The following is a 21,470-nucleotide window of genomic DNA, read 5'->3' on the forward strand; positions in this document are numbered from 1 at the left end:
GGCCTATTAACAAAATTTGTTAGTAGGCCATTTTTTTAGTTTAGTTCAAATGATTTTTTCACAGTGTTTTTGCTGAAACTAATGAGTTCTTTAGCTTCAACATCTACTTTATTTTGCGTATCTTGTAAACTATATATGGAAGTTACTTCTAATGTTGCACCAGGTTGAACATCTTTATCAATGCCACCCATATCACCACTTGCTGATACGGTTGTTTCAAGCTGTGTTCCGTTTTGGAAAGCTTGTTGGTCAATTGCAATCATAAATGAAATATTTTCTTTGCTATTATTGGTAAATTTACTTTTTATTTCAATAGCATCTTTTCCTTCATAATCTTTGACAACAGTTGAACTAAGAATTTCAACTTTGTAATCGCCTAGAGTATTTGGGTCTGTTTTTTGTTTTGCTTTTTCTTTCGTTTCTGCTTTCGCTGTTTCTGTTTTTGCCTCATTGGAAGTATCCTCAGTTCCTCCACATGCTGTTAGTGTTAGAGCAAAAGTAAGAACCCCCATTAATAGTAAAGCGTGTTTCCATTTTTTCATTGTATTCTCTCCTTCTTGTTTTATCTGTTTCCATTAGACCATGTAATAAGAAGAAAAGTCCTATGCTATGGGCATAAGACTAGTAGAATAAATCGGTAAATACGCTAGAAATCATCATACAGATAAATAGGTAAACAATCAGGCCAAGTATTCTTTTTATGATAGAGGGCGATTTTAGCAATGGTAACTTTGTCCAAATTCCACATAAATTCGTTAAAAGAACAAATGCAGGAATAATTAAAAGGAAATTACCAAAAAAATTAACTGTGTGACTTATTTTAACACCTTCTGCTGGGGCGCTAAATAAACCAAATAATATAAATATATAACCAAATACGGCGATAACCGTTTTCCAAGTTCGTCCGGTTCTGAAACCAGGAATATGTCGATACCAAGGAAGAGAAGGTGGTTTAATTTCTTTTTTTGTAGTTTCAAAACTTGCAAAATCAGATAATTCGGAGGCAAAGGTAGGCCCAAGAGAATCATTTTTTATGGCTGTGCGAAATTCCTCCATCGTTTGGTACCGTTTATCTGGATCAAACGATGCTGCTTGGACGGAAATTTTTTCAAGTGAGGTAATATTTTCTTGATCAGGATGGGTATTTTTCCCGAGTAGTAGTTCTAACATCAAAACCCCAATACTATAAATATCTGACCGGGCATCAGTCTGCGAATAACCATATTGTTCAGGAGCCGCATAGCCAATGGTGCCAAGATTAACAGTATCCTGATTTTTACCAACTTCATAAACACGAGAAGCATCAAAATCAATTAATTTTAAAATACCATCATTTGAAATCATTATATTGGAAGGTTTAATATCGCGATGAATAATGTCGTTTGCATGCAGTTCGGACAGCGCGTTAGCTAGCATTAACATCAACCGAGTTACTTCATCGGGTGCAAATGTAGAATGTACTTTTATTAAATCGGCTAAATTATTCCCATTAATGTATTCTTCATAAACAATTAAGTTTTTGCCATTTGGAATCATTACTTCAATTTTAGGTAAAAAATTGCTAGATAAGTTTTTAAGTTGTTCAATAACAGAAGTGTAGCCAATTGGAAGTACTTTGCGAACAAACAATGCTCCAGATGAAATATTTCGTGTAAGTATCGCAGGATTTTCTTTATCATTTAGTTTATCTAATTCTTTATATTGTTCTTCTATAAAAGCAAGTGTCATTTCTCCCATTTAAGTTAAACCCCTTCTACACATTTATAGTAAAATTATAGCATGAAGCATAGTAGTCTGGTACTTATTCCGTGATATAATGAAAAAAAACAGTCGGAGGCATGCCTAATGGATGGGGAAAAAGAGACAAGTAAATTACTTCATGAATTAAAAAAAGCGACCAATTTACGCCAAGTACTAGATGAAAATGAGGGCGAATTTAAGTCAAATGAAATGGTTAGTTATTTGAAGGAATTACTAGCAGAAAAAAATTTAACAAAAGCAAGCGTTATTCGCGCAGCAAGACTACATGAAACATATGGCTATCAAATTTTTAGTGGAGTTAGAAGGCCATCACGGGATAGGACAATTGCTCTTTCTTTTGGATTTAAACTTTCAGGACTAGAAGCGAGTCGCTTACTAAAATATACCGAATATCCACCGCTATATGCAAAAAACCGCCGGGATGCGATTATTATTTTTGCTTTAGACCATGGATACTCCCTTGATCAAACAAATGATTCGCTATATGATTTAGAAGAAGCATTAATTGAAACCTATAAAGAAGAAAAACCCCTTCTTTAATGTTTGCCAGTCAAGTATACTGGAATTAAGCAGAGGGGTCTGCTGAATAAATAGCAATTTTTAGTAATTGGAAACAGAAGGCAGTACATATAAGGATGAGGAATTAAACTAATACTTCTAGAACCTACTCCAACTATAAAAAGTTAAAGGCAATAATTTATTGTCTTTTTTTAGTACTTTTTAATTAGTGGAAATATGATAAGCTAATATATAGAGAAAAGAGGTAATAGTAAATGGAGATAATAACATATTTTCTAATAGCTCTTAGTACTAGTGTTATTGGAAGTTTTTTAGGTATTGGTGGGGGCGTTATCCTTTTGCCAATCTTATTACTAATGGGAGTTTCTCAAGGTACAGCTGCTTTTAGTTCTGCTTTAACAGTATTTACAATGGCGATATTTACTTGTAGTATCTATTACAAACGTAAACAAGGAAATGTAGGCTTAGCGCTGAAAATCGCAATTACAAGTATTCCGACGACTTTTGTTGGCGCGATGGTAAATCAAATGCTTCCAGAAGTGGTTTATCGTTTTTTATATGGCGCTTTAATTGTTGCACTTTTGCTATTAATGGTGTGGAAAAAGAAGCGGCAAAGTGAACAACCACATTTCTTAAGTAAATATCGAATTATGCCGTATTTATTTGGGATAATTATTGGATTTTTAGCAGGTTTATTTGGAATTGGGGGCGGACCAATTGTTATTCCAATTTTACTTCTGATTTTTATGTTAAATCAAAAGACTGCTTCTGCTACCTCAAGTTATGTTACGCTACTTACTTCATTTGCGAGTATTGCTTCCTACGCAATAATTGGTGGAAGTGACTTTTCTATTGGAATTTATATGATACCAGGGGCAATTCTTGGGGCGATAATTGGGACACATTTAAATAAATTATTAGATGAAAAATGGATTGCTGTATTATTTAATCTATTATTAGTTGTGTTGTTTGCCTTGAACTTAATTAAGATTTAATCAATTTTAAGCGACAATGATTTTCGGGGAAATAAGAATGTTTTAAGCGGGAGTTGATACAATGGAACGACCAACTGAAGAGGTAATGTATCAAATTTTATCAAGAACCGAAGATGTAAATGCGACGATGGATCACTTAATGTATGATTTAATGGCGTTTTCAGGAACCAGACCCTTTACTAAAAATCAATTGCTTTTTGCCGTTTATTGGTTGGAAGAAAATGATTTTGTTTTTCGAAGTACAGAGGGTCAGACTACAAGATATTTTAGAACAACCAAAGGAAACGAGAAGTTAGCTGAAATAGAACAATCGAGTCTAAAATAAAACAGTTTGAAATCCAATTTCTATAGATTTCAAACTGCTTTTTTTAAAGGTATTTTGCCATTGTAATATCAGTGTTTTTAAAACCAACTTTGTTATATAAATGGATGGCGGTTTGATTATGTGCAAAGACATGTAGTTCTATTTTATCTATTTGCATTTCTTTAGCCAAAATGTCTAGAGCGGCTAAACTTTGTGTGCCGAAGCCTTGACCACGAAATTCTTTAAAAATAATGAAATCATAAATAAATGCCGTTTTTTGAGTAGCTGTTTCGTTTAAATGAAACCACAGATAACCAATTTTTTGCGAGGTGAAAATGCTGTAAAGATATTCATTAGGCGTTGTTATTCCATCAAAAAGTAATTTTTTAAAGGACTCTTCTGATTTTGTTAGCGCCTCTTTTTCAGACCAAGTACCAGCTTCAATTTTATCTTTGGCATAGTCTGAAATAGCGGATGCTAGAAAGTCTTGTAAATCTTCAGAAGTCATTTTTTGTAATTGTAAAATAAGCATACACTCCTTTTTTCTAAAGTATAACATGAAAGCTTTGTTATCTTTAATTTTAGACCATTTCATTAAAAACAGATACTACTTGCCTGTTATTCTAGGGTTAAGTAGTGTCTTTTACTATTTTTTATAGGAGCTCGCATATTGAATGAATTTGTGTGACATCTTGATATGACCTGCTTCGTTTGGATGGATACCGTCTGCACAGAGGAGGTCTTCATAATGAAATTCAGCAAGAAAAATATCACGAATATCAATAATATGGCTACCACTAGTTTTTGCAATTCTTGAGATGGCATTACTATAACGTTCTTGCCAACGATAAATCATTTGGACATCACCGCCTAAAAAGGAAAGAATATTTTCCTTATTTAGCCCATTTCGCGTAATAAACTGAAAATAACGTTTGGCATGAAGTGGTGGAAGTGTCATCAAAATTGGTTGGATTTCTAATTTTTTAAGCCTAGCAATCATTTCGTACAACTTTGCTTCAAATAAATCAAGGGGTGTACTCGGAATGTGCGCTAGATGTGGGTTTTCAGACACTTCTGCCCAGTTGAAATCACAATCATTCCCACCAAATTCAATGATAGCAATATCGTTACTAGCATCTTTAGCTAAATCTTTCTTTAAAATTTCGTTTCCTTTTATAATAGTTCGTCCCATGGTGGAATGATTTTGAAAAGTGACGCCTAATTTTTCAGATGCGCGTTTAATACAGTTGTTTTTAAGTAGCGTATAGCGATTTTTTTCAGGATTGAAAAGTACGCCTTTCAAAATACTGTCGCCCCAAATACCAACTGATTGGATTGCCTGTTTCATTTAAAATCACTCCTTTTACTCATCATACCACAAAAAACATGAGAGGTAGCTAGTTACACCTAGCGTCTTCCCATGTTTTTAGTAATTCCTTATATTGCTTTGTATAAATAAATTTTCCAATAAGACTGCTTATCACTAAAAGCTTTTTCGAATTTTAAGCCTTGTTGGCTCGCGTTATCAATAGGGACAGCGGATAAGACATACTCGCCACCAACTGCCTTAAAAGCGCTAGCGTTAAAAGTTAGGTTTTTAATGTGTTTTTTAGTGTGCTTTCCATAATCATAATTTTTTCCTAATTCTGCAGAAAATAGATAACAGCGATTTCCCCAATTATCATAATAATCTTTTAAAGTAAGACTCTTGTCTAACTCACCAGCAATTATTTTACGAAATGCACGTTTATAACTAAGTGGGTAAGAATTCACGTAGCCATCAACCGTGTAAAAACCATTTTCTTGTGAGATAGAAGGATGTAGTCCAATGCTTCCAACTCGGTAACTGGAGGATGGTTTGCCAATATATTCTTTAATTTCCTCCAATTGCTCTGTTGCATAAAATTGATTAATACTAGGATTGTCCCCAAAACGATAATATATTTCTGAATTATGAGCAAAAACAACGATGAGCTGTAAAATAATCGCCACATAAGCCAATTTCTTCCAACCAGACCCTTTTTTTATTAAGTAAACAATCGCAAGGGAAAAAAGACCATAAAATAAGAATGGTTGCAAAAAATGGAATCTAGAAAAGTTAAAAGTCCGCAGTATTTCAATATGCTCTTTTAAAATGTTCCAGCCATCAAACCACCAAAATCCATACCAAAACGATAAAAATAATGTAAAGATAAATATTAATAGAAAGTTTTTTTCTTTTGCCCATTCTTTTCGAATAAGAATAGAAGCTAATACTAGCAGAAGTATTGGTAAAATAACATATCCAACAAGCGCTTGATCATGTGTATGACCAACGACAAAATTTTTAAAACTTAGTCTGATGGAACTAAGTACATTTAAATGATATAACCCAAATTCACTTCTTGAGTCAGGTTCGGGGTGCAAGAACATGGTGTAAATAAAACGATAATTCACTATCAAATACACTAGTCCCATATAAATGATACTTAATAGAAAGCGGATATGAAGCTGTTTTTTCGTACAGAGATCATACAACCAAATGCAGCTCACCATCACTAAAAAGAAACAAAAACCTAAAATCAAACTGGAATAGAAAGGAAGTAGCGTCAAAATGAGGATATTCCAAATTCGCCTTTTATGATTTCTAATATTTAAAAAAGCCCATAAAGCAAGTGGCATACCAAGCGTACTTAGCATTCCTGATGGCCAATAGGGTGTTAGTGCAAATGCTAGTGATATAAAGTAAAGCGGCACGAGAAATTTTTCGTCTTTTATAAGATAATCTCTTGCCCATAAAAATAATCCTAAAAAAGCAAATACACGAGTAATTAATTGGCTTAGTGCAAATGCAGTAGGCGTACTAAAAAATAGGTAAAGCCAGTCAATACCAACAAATTCAGAATCAAAAGTATCTCTTGAAACACTACCACCCATTAGTTGGTCCATATTTGCCGTACCAACTTTTGCTGTATAGTCCCCACTATTTAGAAGCATTTTGTACCAGGTTACATTGGAATCCAAATTATCATGAATCCGAATATGACTATCACCTTTAAGTAAGAACAATGGCGCTACATAAATTACTAATAGTAGAATCGCTATAAAAAGCCATTTATGCCGTTTCCACATAGTTTTCCTCCTTGTATTTCATTATCTTCATTTAATTAAGAAAACCATTTGTTCATTATAACAAACAATTCTATCTTTTTTCATAATAAAAGTGTCTTATTATTAGAATAGCTTTTGGAGCAGGGAAATTTGTGTCTAAATGGTCACAATTATAAATAACTGAATTTTATAGATTTTCACTTAAAAACCCTGCTATGATGCTATATTATCAAAAAAACAATGTTAACTTAGCTTTATATACTACGATTTTTCGTATGAAAATAAGGAAATTTCGCGTGGTAATTTGCACTTGAAACTTTCATAAATCAGGTAATAAAAAGCATAATTTGAGTTAAATTTTACATATAAAAAGAACCTATTAACGTTTTTGAGTGGGATCAAATACCTATGAAAACGTTGCCATTATGCGAAAAAAGCCTTATAAAAGTCTATTTATCGAGGAGGCAGGTGGCAACGAGATTTTTTGTTATGTACTTAATCAATAAATACGTCAAAAAAACAATGATGTCAAAATTGTCACAAATTGCACCTTAAAATCGGAAGTTTTGCTTTTTATGGCGCTTATCATAGTTCTTCTAAGGTAGTAAGATACTAAAGTGTAGTCCAATAGCACAACGCAAAGAGATAAAACAGAAATTTAGAAGGGCTGATATTAATAATGAAGTATATTGAATTCTATGATTATGTGAAGAGGGATGCCATTATTTACACATATCTACTGAGTAATTTTTCTCACGTATTTAAAAAAATAAATGCATGGGAGAGCATTACAGTTGATCGTGATCATATTCTATTAATGAAGAAAGGCACTTTAATAGAAGAAAGTGCTGGTAAGAAAAAAGGAATCGCTCGCTGTTTCTTTCAAAAAAGCTTTATTTTTCCAACTCGGAATTCACTGGAGTTGAAGGCTTTAGAAACAACGGAAATTTGCCTTATACCTGCTGAAACAGTTTTCGGTAAATTAGAGAAAGAACAAATATTATCAGTATTTTTCTTGCAAATAGCAGAAAAAAACGAACAAGATTTAAAACGCCAAGAATTGCTAGGAACAGAAGCTTCCAGGAACAAAATTATTTCTACACTTAATTTCTTACTAGAAAATAGTTTAACCAATAAGAAAATGCCAGTTTTTTCTGACTGGCTTCATATAAATATTTTAGCAAAATTAGCAAACTGTTCAGTTCCTACAACATCATCAGTTGTAAACGAATTACACAATAAAGGAATACTAGACATTAAGTCATCACCCTGGAGACTGACAAGCAGGGAGAACAAGATTGATTATTTGGAAAAAGAAGCCTTATAATTTCAGATTAATTAATAGAAACAGTTTGCAAAGAAACGCAATACCGATAAGACACTTGAACGAAATGAGCCAAGCGTTTTGTTGGAAAAATAATCACGAAGAAGGTGGAGGAAGAACTTGAAAAAGAATATTTTAGTCATAAGCATTGTTACTTTACTTGCTATTAGCGCAATTGGTTCAGCCTTTTTTCTGATGAGAGACGATGCTTATGCCATTGAGATGGCAGGCTACACGTATAGTCCAGATGGAAAAACTGTTACCTTTTCAAATGAAGCTAAGTATAACGACACTTGGATTAATAATGAAAAAACAATTAGTGATGGCAAAGAAATGAAGCCAATCAATCTTTCACGGACATTGTTTTTAAAAGATGGAAAGATTCAATTCTTAGGAAAAAGTGTTGCAATAAAGAGTTCAACAGATTTAATAGAATTACCATCTAAAACATCAGTAATAGAAAATAAAAGTGTATATAATGCGAAAAATGATGATGATAAAGCCATTGCACAACTACCAAAAGGTACTGTTGTTAAACTTGCTGAAGGCCGATACATTATTTTAGATAATGCATACTTGAAAAATAGTAAAGGGCTTAATAAAAAATTACCCAAAAACGTCATTGTTTCCATTGACAAAAATAAAAAAGTCCAATTAATGGGAGATAAAACGCTGGAAGAAATAGCAAGTGATGATGCCTATATCGAAATGGAAAACAATCATTACCATTTTGAATTAGAAAAAGAATTACTCACTAGCCAAACTGATAATGAAAAAGATATTGATATCCGTTCCATCAAAGTTGAAATTGATGATGATGCAGATGCACGGAAATTAACGCCAGCAAAAACAGAAACAGAGAAAGCAACGACAGATAAAGAAGAAAAAGATGATACCGCATCAAAAACACAAGCAAATGAAAATAATAAGGAAACAAATAAAAATCAAGAACAAGGAACAAGTGACACAGAAGGCTCAAACACCACAGACGGTAATGGTGGAGCAAGTGGAGGAGAGTCTGGCAGTTCAGGCGCTGACGGAGACAAATCCGATACAAATGATAATAGAACTGATGGAGATAACTCAGGTGGAAACCAAGGCGATGTAGATCAGGCAAATGAAATTATCAAGAAATTAAACGAAACAGATGGCATGAATAGTTTCCAAGTGCCAATTGTAGATGTTAATTTGGCGGTTAAAGGCCAAACTGCTTCTGCCGAGTTAAAACTAACGGATACTTCGAATAGACTTAAATCATTGGAAGCAATCCTTTATGACAGCAATAATAATGTTGTGAAAAAAGTCCCGTTAGATTCGAAAAAAATAAATCAAAACTTCACTTTCAATAATTTGAAGTATGGTGAAAGTTATCAAGTAGTAGTTCAAGGAAGTTATTTATCAGCTAGCGATAAAACGCAAGAAACAATCTTCTTCCGTCAAACTGTAGAAGCAAAACCAGTTGTATTGAAACCAGAAGTAACAGAACGCGGTGAGGATTATTTAAAAGCTAAAATTACTGCGACAGAGCTTTATGGTAAAATTGATCAACTTGTTTTAAAAATCAAAGAAAATACTAGTAAAGTAACAACTTCTAAAACTATCACAGTAGATGCAGCTGCATTAACGAAGAATGGTCAAGTAGAAGTGACGTTTGATTCATTAAGTAGTAGTAAAGAATATATTATTGAAATGGACAAGCTGATTGTTGATGGTAAAGATGTAACAGACGAGAGCTGGTACTTCATTTCCTCCACATTAAAAGCAAAACCAACCATTGATGGCTTAAATCTTTCATATAGTACAGATAAAGGCGAATTTTTAGTTGAGCCAGTCAAATTAGTTGATACTGATAATGCAATAACAAGCATTCGCTATGTAGCTTATTTGGAAGACGATTACAAAGCCAATGGGGACAAAGCAAAAGAATATGCTTACTCAGTTGTAGATGCTAGTCAGAAAAACACTGCTGTAAAAGTTGGTCGAACAGTGGATATGAGCGATAATAATTATGTTTTTGTAGCTTATATTTCTGGAAACAACGGTCAGTATGATTACACATTTGCATCACCAGTTTCAAATAGTGTTATCGTTGGTAAAAAGACAAAACCAACTGTTCAATTCTCATTAAAAGAAGCGGAACAAGATAAATTATCCATCAACTATGAAGTCTTTGATGCAGATAACACGATTCTTTATGATAATTTAACTCACCCGACACTTAAGCTATACAAATCAGATGCACAAGGAATGTATAGTGGAAATCCTGTAGCGACAGTGGATCTTTTAAGTAAGGCCGATATTACAAATTTACTAGAATTTGAAGGGCTGGAAAGTGAAACCTATTACGTCGCTGTAATGACTGCTTCCTATAATTTAGATGATGGAGCAGGAATTATGGTTGATCAAATTATCGGACAATCAGGTGTTTTCCGAACTACAGAAGTTTCCAAAGTAAATGCGACCTTCACATTAGACTCGGTTGAAACTGATAAGGCACAAATTAATGTTAAATTATCTGATGCCGCTGTTAAATTAAATGAAGCTAAGTTAAATATTTATGAAAATAATACAAGTACACTTATTAAAACAATTGACCTACAAGGCGATTTTGAAGATTTAATGAGTAGTATTGGTAAGAGTTATTCCTTTGAAGACTTAAATATTAATAAAGAATATTTAGTGAAAATAGAAGATGGCTATGATAGTGGAATGAATAAAGTACCAGTAATTGGCCAGTTTGTATTTAAAACGAAAAAAGAAGCACCAGTAACGGATAAAGTTCTATTCGATTACCAGTCCGACCAAATGAAAGTAGGCGGATTAGCTGGAATTGAAGAATCAAGTTTGCCTATGTTGGATAAATATAATGCGACAAGCTCTATTGTGTATAGCATTTATAAAACAAGCGACTTAGATACTCCGCTAGTTGAGCAAGAAGTTTCTACAGCTGCTGATTTTGGCAAATATGTGTACTTTGATTTAACAAACAAACTACTTGGACGCGGTTATGACTATGTTATTAAAGCGGATGTAGTATGGAACGATAATTACGAAGAGCATCATATTGAAATCAGTTCTGAAACGATTCAAATCAAAAAAGAAAAACCAACAGTTGAATATGAAATTTTAAGTCGTTCTGCAAGCGAAGTTAAAATGAATGTCTACGTGAATGATGAAGAAGAGGCAATTGTTCCTGGCACATTAGAAATTGCTAGTACAACTGGAAGCAATAAGCCACTTCAAAGTGGGAAAAACACTGTAACATTACCACTTTCAAGCACTGGCACGACAACACTTGCAACAAAAGGTGATTACATTATTTCAAGTGGTAGTTCAGCAGTAACAGACACTTTCATGACAAAACAACTGAAAGCTATTAATACAACTGCTCCACAAGTAGGCGCTGGAATTGGAATGGATGCAACAGGACGAGAATTAGTTCTTACTCCTCAACCTGATGCAACAGCAAAAAGTACTGTAATGAGAACAAAATATAATTTACAAGATGCTTCCAGTACTGATCCGGATTATACAGTAACGAAATCTGGAGCTAACCAATTTAATGAACAAACACTTGCATTACCTTTTGGAAACATTTGGTTTGGTAATACGTATCAATTATCACTAGAAATGAAAATGAATTATATGGAAAACCAAATGGATAACGAAAACCTGGGCGATAATTATTATATGTCAATTGGAAATGGTGGATCTTTTGTTAGTTCCGCTAATGGAGTTATTTCAACAACAAATAGTATCAATGGCGCAGACGTTTTCTCCGTAACAAAAGGTAGCACTAATTCGCAAGGAGATATTTCTAATGTAACATTTAAAAATATCTGGACAGATAAGTATATGGCTTATCGTAATGGGATTTTAATTAGTAATAGTGAAACTGCTGATTCCTTTACTCTAGTCCGTCAAAGTGATGGAAGCTATGTTCCGGCTCTTAACGGGCGTTATGTAGACTTTTCTCTAGGACTAGTCAATGATGAAGCTTCTGGATCAAGAATAGATTTATACTCTACTCAAGAAAAAACAGAACAAGTTTCATCACCTCTTGCTACAAAAGACCTTGTAGAGCCAGATATTTCTGCTGAGAACATCGGTATCTTTGACAAACGAGTTAAGATTGATGTAATCGGTGAAGATAAAGACAACACAACAGTGAAAAAAGATAACAAAAATGAATTATATGTCAATGTTTATGAAACAGATGGCACAACAATTGCTGGTTCTGTCAGAATAGACGGATTGCCAACACGTGATATTTCTGTTGTAGGTCTTTCACCAAATACCAACTATATCGTTAAAGTAGAAGGTAAATACAATCTACTCGATGGAACTGGTGAAAAAGATAAAGTGTACTATACAGAAACAATTACGACAGAGAAGAGTGTTCCAAGTATGACTTCAACTTCATATCAATGGAGTCCTGCATATGGTAACCGAACAATCAAAGGTACGGTTAATTTCTTGGATGAAAGTAATGTATTAACGAACATTGAATATCGCATGTATGATGCTGCAACTATTTCGTCTAATTTATCTGATTTAGTGGCATTGGAACAAGAGTTGGCAACTAAAACTCCTGTAGCAACATTTGATGATTTAACTAAAACTCCAGAATTTGGCTTGTATAATACTTCTGGTGGACAAAATTATGTATCTGGTAAGTCTTATGTCATCGCTGCTTATATGAAAACTAGTTTAGCGAAGGCACCAAGCTTCTTGAGTGATGCAAAAACTATTTATATTTCTCCACCAAGTAATGTTTCTGCTCCAATTACACTAGAAAATGTTTCCGCAAGAGAAGCGACATTAAAATTCTCTTATAACGATCCGCAAAGCTATTTGGTAGGCGGCCCGAATAAGAGCTTCCAATATGTCTTGAGGAATACAAAAACTGGAACAGAAGTGAAGAAAGGCAACTTTACAGGGGGAAATACAGCTAGTTGGATAAATACATTTAGCGAATTAGACCCTGGAACTGGATATACGCTAACAATTAGCACGAAATACGATAATCTAGATGGCGGCGGAAGTAGAGCGTGGAACAATAGTTTCAATTTCACAACTGATGACGAATATGTTACTTCCAACTCACTTACAATCCAACTGGATGCAGCAACTAAAAGTATCAAGCTACAAGCAAAAGAAGTAAAACCAGGTTCTGCAACCATTCAAAATATCAAAATGGAATTCTATGAGTTGATTGATTATGGTGGTAATAATGAGAGAACACAACTAGTTGAAACAAAAAATATGACTTTACCAAGTGCTTATCCAGCAACAATTTCTCAAAACTTTAGTATAGCTGGTAAAAAGAAAGATCAAAGTTTCCTAGGAAAAATGGTTATCACTTATAAAACACCAACAAATGAAATCAAAACTTATGAAAAAACTTCCAACTTTATTACGTTACAACAAGATGTTTCGTTGTTATTAACATCCTTCAAGAGCGTTCGTGCGACAAGTGATACGCTAGACGTTGCGTTAGCAAATACAGACGAAAACAAAAATGAAACGTACACTTATGAATTGAAAGATGAAGATAACAAAGTGATTGATACAGAAAAAGTAGCTGCAAAAGATGCTTCCGAAGTGGTTTCGTTATCAATGGAGCCAACTAGCAACTATACTTTAACTGTTTTCGATCAAGATAAGAAACCAGTAGCCTTGTATCAAGGTACTAATGAAGAAAATAACGTAAAAGCAGATATTTCAAAAGACAGTTTTACACTGATGAGTAACAATACATCAGATGCTAAAACGGAAGTGACTATTTCTGTTGAGCCAAAAGAATTAACAGCTTGGGAAACCGTTCAGTCTTGGTTTGGTAAAGACTTTACAGAAACACAAACTGTTCAAAAAGAAGATTTAGATTCTGGCGTTAAGATTAAAGCAGATTATCACGACTCTGAAGTAACTGTAAAAGAAGCAGAATCAGGGAAAACATTTGGAGTGATTGAACTGGAGGAAAGTAAATGAAACCTACATGGAAAATAGGCATAATCGTTGCAGCTGTTCCGCTAATAATTATTGCTGTTGTCTTATGGGGTTCCTTTAAGGAGGCAAGATACAATCTTGTCTCCCTCCCTGATAATGGTGTGGTTTTAAATAACGAACAGGAAACATTGCAATTTCAAAAAGGAAACACATTGTATCGCAGTTGGAATGATGATCAGCTAATTGCTAAAAACAATGAAGAAGATACCCGAAATGAAATAATGGAAAGTACTATTCTCTATCTCGATAAAGATTCACTTATGTTTACAAAAAGTGTTCCAGTAATTGATACAGATGGTATAAGTAGTAAGCTCAAAGGAAGAGAAGTATATGAGCCGACTAATTCTTCATTTCAATACAAAAATTCAACAATTGCAGAAAACAGCGTAGTTAAATTAGCAAATCGACAATACTTTTTAAATGCAGATGCAACACTTTATCTGGGTGGGGAAAAAATTAAAGAAGTTTCCAAACCGTTACTGCTAATTGATAAAACAGGTAGTGTTACCATTTATGAAAATAAAAAGAAAAGTCGTTATTTAGGACATATGACCTTAAAAGTCAATGATGAAACAGTTCTAGATGCTAGTAATGAAACATATACCGTTGATAAACGTAAAATCGATCTTGCTAGTTTCGGTGGAACGGATAATGAAAAAACGGTTGTAAAAGAAGAGGAAGAAAAGAAAACTGTTGCTAAGAAAGAAGAAGAAAAAGAAGAAAAAGAATCAGAAAGTGGCAGTAATAAGTCATCTGAGCAGGCAAGCGGTGAACTAAATGCTACTAAAAAATACAGTAGTACACTAAAAGCTGGAAATGGCTCAAATGGAACTAAAGAAGGCGACGGAACAACTGATACTGATAGCAACTCAGGTAGTGGTTCTAACAATGATTCAAACAGCGGCTCTAATAATGATTCGAATGGTGCTTCAACTGGTGGTGCTACTGGTAATACAGACGGCAACGCAAATGGTAGTGCTAGCGGAAGTGGTTCAGGCGGAAACTTAGATGAAATTGATAACTATGATGAAGTGCTGAAAAAAATTGAAGAGCTAAATAAGAAACTAGAACGAAATATCCCTTCTCTACGAATTGGATATATTGCTCCAGGTGTTACAAGCGCCAAAGTTAGTTACACTTATGCCGATCCAAATAACACACTAATTGGTGTTACAAAAATCAGTGCTGTAGATGAAACTAGTGGCAAAACAGTAAACACACAATATGTATCAGCTGTAGATACAGAAGCTAATTTAACAGGACTTTCACCAAATGGAAAATATCATCTTGAGTTTACTTATCAATATGATTTAGGTACAGATAAAGGCATTCAAGAAGTGAAAATGCAAAGTGAGTCTTTCACAACGCAAACAGTCTCTGCCGTGTACCAAATGCAAAGTGTAACAAGTACAACAATGAAAATTAATGTTGCGCTAGATGCACAGATTGATGGAGTTAAACGCACACGAATTAAAGTAACAAAAGTAGACGGCGATAGCTTTTACATGGATGCAAGTACAAACCTTGTAAATGGCAGTGGGGAGCTTCTTAATATTACAGATTTAACCCCAAGTACTGCTTATCAGTTCCAAACAGTAATTGAAATGAAAAATGGTGAAACAATAAAACTGAACAGCTCAGAAAAATATTACACCATGCAGGCAACTGTTTTGAAAAGTTTACGAGCAACACAAACTCCGGAAAAAACATTACAAGTTAACTATAACTGGAGTTCAGCAGATTATACACTTAACAAAGCAACTGTAGAGTTAATTAATGAAGAAGACAATACAGAAGTGGATTATCAAATTGTTAATCAAGAGAAGGGCGATATTCGTTTGGTACCAGTTATTACAGATGAATCAGTCAACTTAGAGGCCAAACTAATTCTTGAAACAACAAATAATGAAACAAAAGAAAGTAAGATTTTTGAGTATCCTGTCAAAAAAGATGTTTCTTATAACAAAGGCGCTAATTTTACAATTTCTTTAACACCATTTCAAACAGAAGAAAGCAATCCGTCTGAAATAGAAACAACAGAAGAGTCAGAAGAAATTGAGCAAGATGTAGTGGACGACAATGCTGTCAAAAGTACTGATATGACAGCCAAAGTAGAGGATGTACTTGCACCTCAAAATGCAACTTATGATATGACATTCGCTATGCAGCGCGATGCAGGTGAAACTTATCAGTTAGCTTTTGAAAGAAGCACTGATGGAACAGATGATAGCTGGACAACTTGGAATCAGCAAGAAGTTACTGCCGATGAAACTGGACTGGTAAACTTCAAACAAACTATTTCCAAACTGGCTAAAGAAAGCTTTAAATATCGCATAGCTGTTTATGATAAAAATGGCGAGTTACAACTTTATGTATATCAAGATTAACAGATGAGGTACGCATCTATCGTATCGTAATTCTCATAAGAAGGTAGGAATTTAATAATGGATTTAGTAGTTGCATGTAGTGTAATAGGCGCAGCACTGGCAATTGGACTCGCCACTTTAGGAGCTGCGATTGGACAAGGAATTGCAGTTAGTAGAGCAACAGAAATTATCGGAAAAAACCCAAATGCTAAAAAAGAAGTTATGGGAGGTCTCTTCTTGGGACTCCTTATGATTGTCGCATTAATGCTTTTTGCATTAGCGATTGCGGTCATTTTGCTTTGGGTTAATCCGTTTATATGATGGGTGTAAACATGGAAAAAATAATAGAAGCAATTATCCTTTATGGTATTTTTGCGGTTGGTTTTTTATACCTGCTGCATTTTACCTTAAGAAAACTTGAAAATATCCTAACCAGTTTCTTTTACGAACTTAGTCAAGATAAGTCACTCGAAAAAGAAAGCCTTTTACGACGACTAAAACGTCAAAAGGTTGCCACGACACGAGAAGAACAGAAGAATCAGCAACTAGCAAGTGAAGCAGAGCAAAAAGAAATCATCTTTTTAGAAGAGATTGACCAATTAGTAGCAGAAAATAGGCAATATGAACAACAACTTCACATGTGGCAAAACGAACAGCCAAAACAAATTGTGGAGGTTCCAAGTGTTCCAACTACACCGAATGCCCCTAAAAAGGCGCTTAGCAGTTATATAGATGAAATTCTACAACAGGTTTTCATTGAATCAGAGGAAGATGAAGCAGCATTATTTACAGAAGCTATTCGTGAATTTGATGCCTTAATACGTGCAGAAAAAATCCGCTGTGCATTACCATACAAAGTAATATTACAGCTGTTTGAAATGTACTCTTCTGATCAATTGCATATGTTTACTGCTTCATTTAAGAAATTCAATGAGCGAGCAGGAAAACTTGCTGTTAAACAAATCTATCAAAGTAGTTATTTATCACCAGAACAAAAACTTAAAGTAATGCGTGAAGATGGAACTTTAGATGAATTAGATGCGGAATTTGTACAGTTTCTATTTTATATGTTAACGCACTTTTCATATCGTCAATCACGTACACTCTTTAAGAATTTCTTAGGTGTATATAACCTGCACTTTTACACTGGTCTAATTAGTATAACAATTGCCAGCAAGGAATCGGCTAACCACTTTGAAAAAATTTGGTATCCGACGCATGAAAATTATAAAATTGAGTACCGTGTGAAAAAAGAATTAATTGGTGGGGTTATTATCGATTATGGAACAAAATCTATTGATATGAGCTATCAGGAATTAATTAAACGCTCAACAGAAAAAATAGAAGCGGAAGTGAAATTTTGAAAACTATTCATTTTGATATGAAAAAATATGAAACGCCAGTGGACTTAGAATATTTAAAAGAACATGGCCGAGTAGAAAAACTTTCCGATGGAGTAATTTTCTCATCAGGTTTAGAAAATGCAGCGCTTCACCAAGCTGTATTAATTGACGGAAAGCATCGTGGCATTATTCTTGAATTAAATGAAGAATTTGTTGGAATTGGTTTGATTGACGAAACCAACGATATTTTAGAAGGCATGAATGTGTCTGTAACTGAAAACTTTATGGAAGTAGCTCTTTTTGAAGACATGGCTGGTCGTATTATCGATACAACCGGAAAAATGTTATACGAGGATAAAGGAGAACAACCAACAGGCAGTTACCCACTTTTTTGTGTAACACCGGCAATTATGACTATTGATAGCGTGACTCGTCCGCTTAATACTGGACTTGCAGCTATTGATTCCATTACTCCAATTGGTCGAGGTCAACGCCAACTAATCCTTGGTAATAGACAAACCGGAAAAACACAAATTGCTGTAGATACGATTATTAATCAGCATGATCAAAATGTACATTGTATTTATGTCGCAATTGGTCTAAAAGCAGCTTATATTGCTGAAGTTATTGAAACACTAAAACGTCATGGAGCAATGGAATATTCGACTGTTGTTGCTACTGCAGCTAGCGACTCGCTTACGTCCCAGTATTTAACACCATATGCTGGAATGGCTGTTGCAGAATCTTTACGTGATCAAGGTAAAGATGTATTGATTATTTTTGATGATTTAACAAAACATGCAGATGCATACCGAGCAATTAGTTTACTATTTAATCGGCCGCCGGGTAGAGAAGCTTATCCAGGGGACAGTTTCTATATTCACTCTAGTCTTCTTGAGAGAGCTGTTCAAATGAATGAAGAACATGGCGGGGGCTCGATTACAGCACTTCCTATGATTGAAACATTATCTGATGATGTAACAGCATACATTCCAACCAATGTTATCTCCATTACTGATGGTCAATTATTCTTAAAATCTGATTTATTTAACCGCGGTCAAAAGCCAGCTGTAGATGTCGGTGTTTCAGTTTCAAGGATTGGTGGAGATGCGCAACACCCAATTATCCGCAAACTTAGTAAAAACTTAACTTTAATTCTTTCGCAATATGAAGAATTAAAAGAATTACTTGATTTTGGGAATGCACTCGATGATGGTAGTATGAAAATGGTTACGGATGGTCGGATTTTAACAGAATTATTTAAACAAAATATCTTAAATCCGTTATCTGTAGCAGAGTTGGCAATGGTTTTATATGCTTTCCAAAATGGTTTCCTAACAAAAATCCAACCAGCAAAAATCCAAACTTATAAAGGACTATTGTTAGAAAAAGCGAATTCGAATGAAGCATTTAAACTATTTGCAAGTCAAATTGGTGATATTCATGAACTAGATGAGTCACATACTAAAATGCTCGAAAAAATTATTTCGGAAGCGGGGAGGGCTTTTAGTTGAGTAGCACAAACCAGGCTCAAAAAACCATTAAAGCACTGAACTCAACGCATAAAATCGTCCATGTCACGGAACTGGCAACGCTTGGAAAACTTCCTCAATTACGAGAAAAATCTGAAGCGGCTGTTAGTTATTATGAAACTATCTTGAAAAGTCTACGCTGGGTGCGAAAAACCATGCATAATGGTAATAATCAAGCTGTAGAAGAAAAAAACGTCACCGCTATTGCAGTCACTTCGGAACGTGGCCTTTGCGGTGCATACAATAGTGATGTGTTTTCAAAAATCGACCAACTCATTGAATCTCTTGGGGATCAAGTAACAATCAACTGGGTAGTTATTGGTGAACAAGGTCATCGTTACTTGACTAAACTTGGGCAAAATATTACTGCTTTTTTACAAGTTTCGCTCGAAAACATCGACTTAGAAACAACAACATCGATTACGGCTGATTTTATTGATCAAATTAACTCCAAGCAGATGGATGCATTATATGTTGTTTTCACAAAATATTTTAATGCGGTTCATTCAGAGGCGATGTGTGAAAAGATTTATCCTGACATTCCTGAAGAAGAAGGTATGCAACCAATTGAGGTTGATTATGTTCTTGATTATGAGGAAGAGGATGAACAAGTCGAGCAGCTTTTACTCGAAAACTATCTATGCGGCTTGCTTTATAGTATGTTTCGCTACTCGGTTGCCAGCGAATATTGTATGCGTCGAATCGCAATGAAGCAAGCAAAGGATAATATCCAAAAACAGCTTGAAGAAGCGATTTTCGATTCTAGAAAAAAAGCGTTGCAACAGAAAACCAGTGAACTACTAGATATCATTAGCGGTGCACAGACAATCAGGAAGGAAGAAGAATAAATGAAAAAAAACACAGGGACCATTATTAGTATTAGTGGTTTTGTTTTAAAAATAGAATTTAATGAAAGTGATTTACCTGAAATTGGTTATGCACTTGAATATCAGACACATCAAGGAAGTTATTTAGCAGAAGTAGTACAGCATACAGGTATCAATACAGTATCAGCCATTGCAATTGGTGAAGTAAGTGGACTAGCTAGAGGAACTGTTGTTGTTAACTTAGGTCGTCCGATTGAGGTGCCTGTTGGAGAGCAAGTTCTTGGTAGAATGCTGAATGTGTATGGAAAAGCTATTGATGGGAAACCTGAACCAGATACAGAAGTTAAATGGCCGATTTTCCGTAAACAGCCAAAACTTTCTGAGTTAGACACAAATAAAGAAATCTTATATACCGGAATTAAAGTCATTGATTTAATTTGTCCGATTTTAAAAGGCGGTAAAACAGGGCTATTTGGTGGAGCTGGTGTAGGTAAATCTGTCCTTATGCAAGAATTGATTAACAATATTGCTATGTTAGGTGGAAATGCCGTATTTACTGGTGTTGGTGAACGTGTTCGTGAAGGAATTGGCTTATATAAAGAACTAGAAGAAAGTGGCGTATTACCTCAAACAACCGTTGTACTTGGTCAAATGAACGAGTCACCTGGTGTTCGGATGCGTGTTGCTTTGACTGGTCTAACTATTGCTGAATATTTACGTGATGAAGAGAAAAAAGATGTCCTTCTATTCATTGATAACGTCTTTCGTTTTATTCAAGCTGGTTCTGAGGTATCTTCCTTGCAAGGTAAAATTCCGATAACTGGTGGATATCAATCTACACTTTCAAAAGAAGTAGGAGATTTTCAAGATCGCATCGCATCTACTAAAGACGGCTCCATTACTTCCATTCAATGTGTATTTTTACCTGCGGATGATATTGATGACCCTTCAGCGGTTGCTACATTTAGTCATTTGGATTCCACTATCGTATTAGAGCGTTCGATTGCAGCATTAGGAATTTTCCCAGCTGTTAACCCGCTTCAATCATCTTCACGTGCGCTTAATCCGAACTTTGTAGGCGAACGTCATTATCAATTAGCAGTACAAGTGAAATTCATTCTGCAACGCTATATGGAACTTCAAGAGATTATTAATGTCTTAGGTATCGCTGAGTTGAGTGATGAAGATAAAAAACTTGTAAATAGAGCAAGAAAAATTCGTAACTTCCTTTCACAACCATTCTACGTTTCTGAAAAATTCACAGGAACTGAAGGAACATTTGTTGAAATTGAAGATTTACTTGGTAGTATTGAACGTATTTTAAATGGCGATTATGATGAACGTTCAGAGCGGGACTTCTTGTTTATCGGATCCTACAAAGACTTGAAATAGGAGGAGAA

Annotated in this window: 16 protein-coding genes; 11 read left to right on the forward strand and 5 right to left on the reverse strand. The window is 34.6% G+C overall.

The window, feature by feature from the left end; all coding sequences use genetic code 11:
* Positions 1–35: 35 nt before the first annotated feature.
* Both HCJ45_RS04300 and HCJ45_RS04305 read right to left on the reverse strand, forming a co-directional pair.
* Positions 36–542: a DUF5067 domain-containing protein gene (locus HCJ45_RS04300; protein WP_187124157.1), complete on the reverse strand. Its 507-nt coding sequence runs from the start codon at positions 540–542 to the stop codon at positions 36–38.
* A 79-nt stretch (positions 543–621) separates the two neighbouring features.
* Entirely contained in the window at positions 622–1,737 is a 1,116-nt protein-coding gene (locus HCJ45_RS04305; protein WP_187124158.1) for a serine/threonine-protein kinase, read from the reverse strand.
* Between the two features lie 108 nt (positions 1,738–1,845).
* On the opposite strand from HCJ45_RS04305, the gene HCJ45_RS04310 reads away from it, so the two are divergent.
* From HCJ45_RS04310 to HCJ45_RS04320, 3 genes are all read left to right on the forward strand, one after another.
* Entirely contained in the window at positions 1,846–2,301 is a 456-nt protein-coding gene (locus HCJ45_RS04310) for a hypothetical protein (protein WP_185344730.1), read from the forward strand.
* Between the two features lie 233 nt (positions 2,302–2,534).
* Positions 2,535–3,275 (forward strand): sulfite exporter TauE/SafE family protein, encoded by a 741-nt coding sequence (locus tag HCJ45_RS04315; RefSeq protein WP_187124159.1) that lies wholly within the window; start codon positions 2,535–2,537, stop codon positions 3,273–3,275.
* Positions 3,276–3,336: 61 nt separating this feature from the next.
* Positions 3,337–3,600, forward strand: coding sequence for a DUF3116 family protein (locus HCJ45_RS04320; protein WP_187124160.1), 264 nt, complete (start codon positions 3,337–3,339; stop codon positions 3,598–3,600).
* A gap of 43 nt (positions 3,601–3,643) precedes the next feature.
* Here the strand turns inward: HCJ45_RS04320 and HCJ45_RS04325 are convergent, their stop codons facing one another.
* The 3 genes from HCJ45_RS04325 to HCJ45_RS04335 all read right to left on the reverse strand — a co-directional run bounded on the left by HCJ45_RS04325 (position 3,644) and on the right by HCJ45_RS04335 (position 6,690).
* Complete coding sequence (locus tag HCJ45_RS04325; protein ID WP_187124208.1) at positions 3,644–4,087, reverse strand: GNAT family N-acetyltransferase; 444 nt, start codon at positions 4,085–4,087, stop codon at positions 3,644–3,646.
* Positions 4,088–4,225: 138 nt separating this feature from the next.
* Positions 4,226–4,927 carry an SGNH/GDSL hydrolase family protein gene (locus HCJ45_RS04330; RefSeq protein WP_187124161.1) on the reverse strand — a complete coding sequence of 234 codons (702 nt, stop codon included), beginning with the start codon at positions 4,925–4,927 and terminating at the stop codon, positions 4,226–4,228.
* An 89-nt stretch (positions 4,928–5,016) separates the two neighbouring features.
* Positions 5,017–6,690: a DUF6044 family protein gene (locus tag HCJ45_RS04335; protein WP_187124162.1), complete on the reverse strand. Its 1,674-nt coding sequence runs from the start codon at positions 6,688–6,690 to the stop codon at positions 5,017–5,019.
* Positions 6,691–7,348: 658 nt separating this feature from the next.
* Here HCJ45_RS04335 and HCJ45_RS04340 point away from each other — a divergent pair.
* The 8 genes from HCJ45_RS04340 to atpD all read left to right on the forward strand — a co-directional run bounded on the left by HCJ45_RS04340 (position 7,349) and on the right by atpD (position 21,462).
* On the forward strand, positions 7,349–7,996 hold the full coding sequence (locus tag HCJ45_RS04340) for a Crp/Fnr family transcriptional regulator (protein WP_187124163.1): 648 nt from the start codon (positions 7,349–7,351) through the stop codon (positions 7,994–7,996).
* Positions 7,997–8,113: 117 nt separating this feature from the next.
* Positions 8,114–13,984, forward strand: coding sequence for an ATP phosphoribosyltransferase regulatory subunit (locus tag HCJ45_RS04345; protein ID WP_187124164.1), 5,871 nt, complete (start codon positions 8,114–8,116; stop codon positions 13,982–13,984).
* On the forward strand, positions 13,981–16,389 hold the full coding sequence (locus tag HCJ45_RS04350) for a hypothetical protein (protein WP_187124165.1): 2,409 nt from the start codon (positions 13,981–13,983) through the stop codon (positions 16,387–16,389). Before HCJ45_RS04345 ends, HCJ45_RS04350 begins: the two co-directional genes overlap by 4 nt.
* Positions 16,390–16,446: 57 nt before the next feature.
* Entirely contained in the window at positions 16,447–16,689 is a 243-nt protein-coding gene (locus HCJ45_RS04355; protein ID WP_003721714.1) for an ATP synthase subunit c family protein, read from the forward strand.
* Positions 16,690–16,700: 11 nt separating this feature from the next.
* On the forward strand, positions 16,701–17,732 hold the full coding sequence (locus HCJ45_RS04360) for a F0F1 ATP synthase subunit delta (protein WP_187124166.1): 1,032 nt from the start codon (positions 16,701–16,703) through the stop codon (positions 17,730–17,732).
* Positions 17,729–19,225, forward strand: a complete 1,497-nt coding sequence (locus HCJ45_RS04365; protein ID WP_187124167.1) for a F0F1 ATP synthase subunit alpha — start codon at positions 17,729–17,731, stop codon at positions 19,223–19,225. The genes HCJ45_RS04360 and HCJ45_RS04365 overlap by 4 nt, the downstream gene beginning before the upstream one ends.
* Positions 19,222–20,091: a F0F1 ATP synthase subunit gamma gene (locus tag HCJ45_RS04370; protein ID WP_187124168.1), complete on the forward strand. Its 870-nt coding sequence runs from the start codon at positions 19,222–19,224 to the stop codon at positions 20,089–20,091. The genes HCJ45_RS04365 and HCJ45_RS04370 overlap by 4 nt, the downstream gene beginning before the upstream one ends.
* Positions 20,092–21,462, forward strand: coding sequence for a F0F1 ATP synthase subunit beta (gene atpD / locus HCJ45_RS04375; protein ID WP_187124169.1), 1,371 nt, complete (start codon positions 20,092–20,094; stop codon positions 21,460–21,462). It abuts the gene before it with no gap.
* The last annotated feature ends 8 nt before the right edge of the window (positions 21,463–21,470 follow it).

It is taken from the genome of Listeria immobilis (assembly GCF_014322845.1).
Taxonomy (GTDB): Bacteria; Bacillota; Bacilli; order Lactobacillales; family Listeriaceae; genus Listeria; species Listeria immobilis.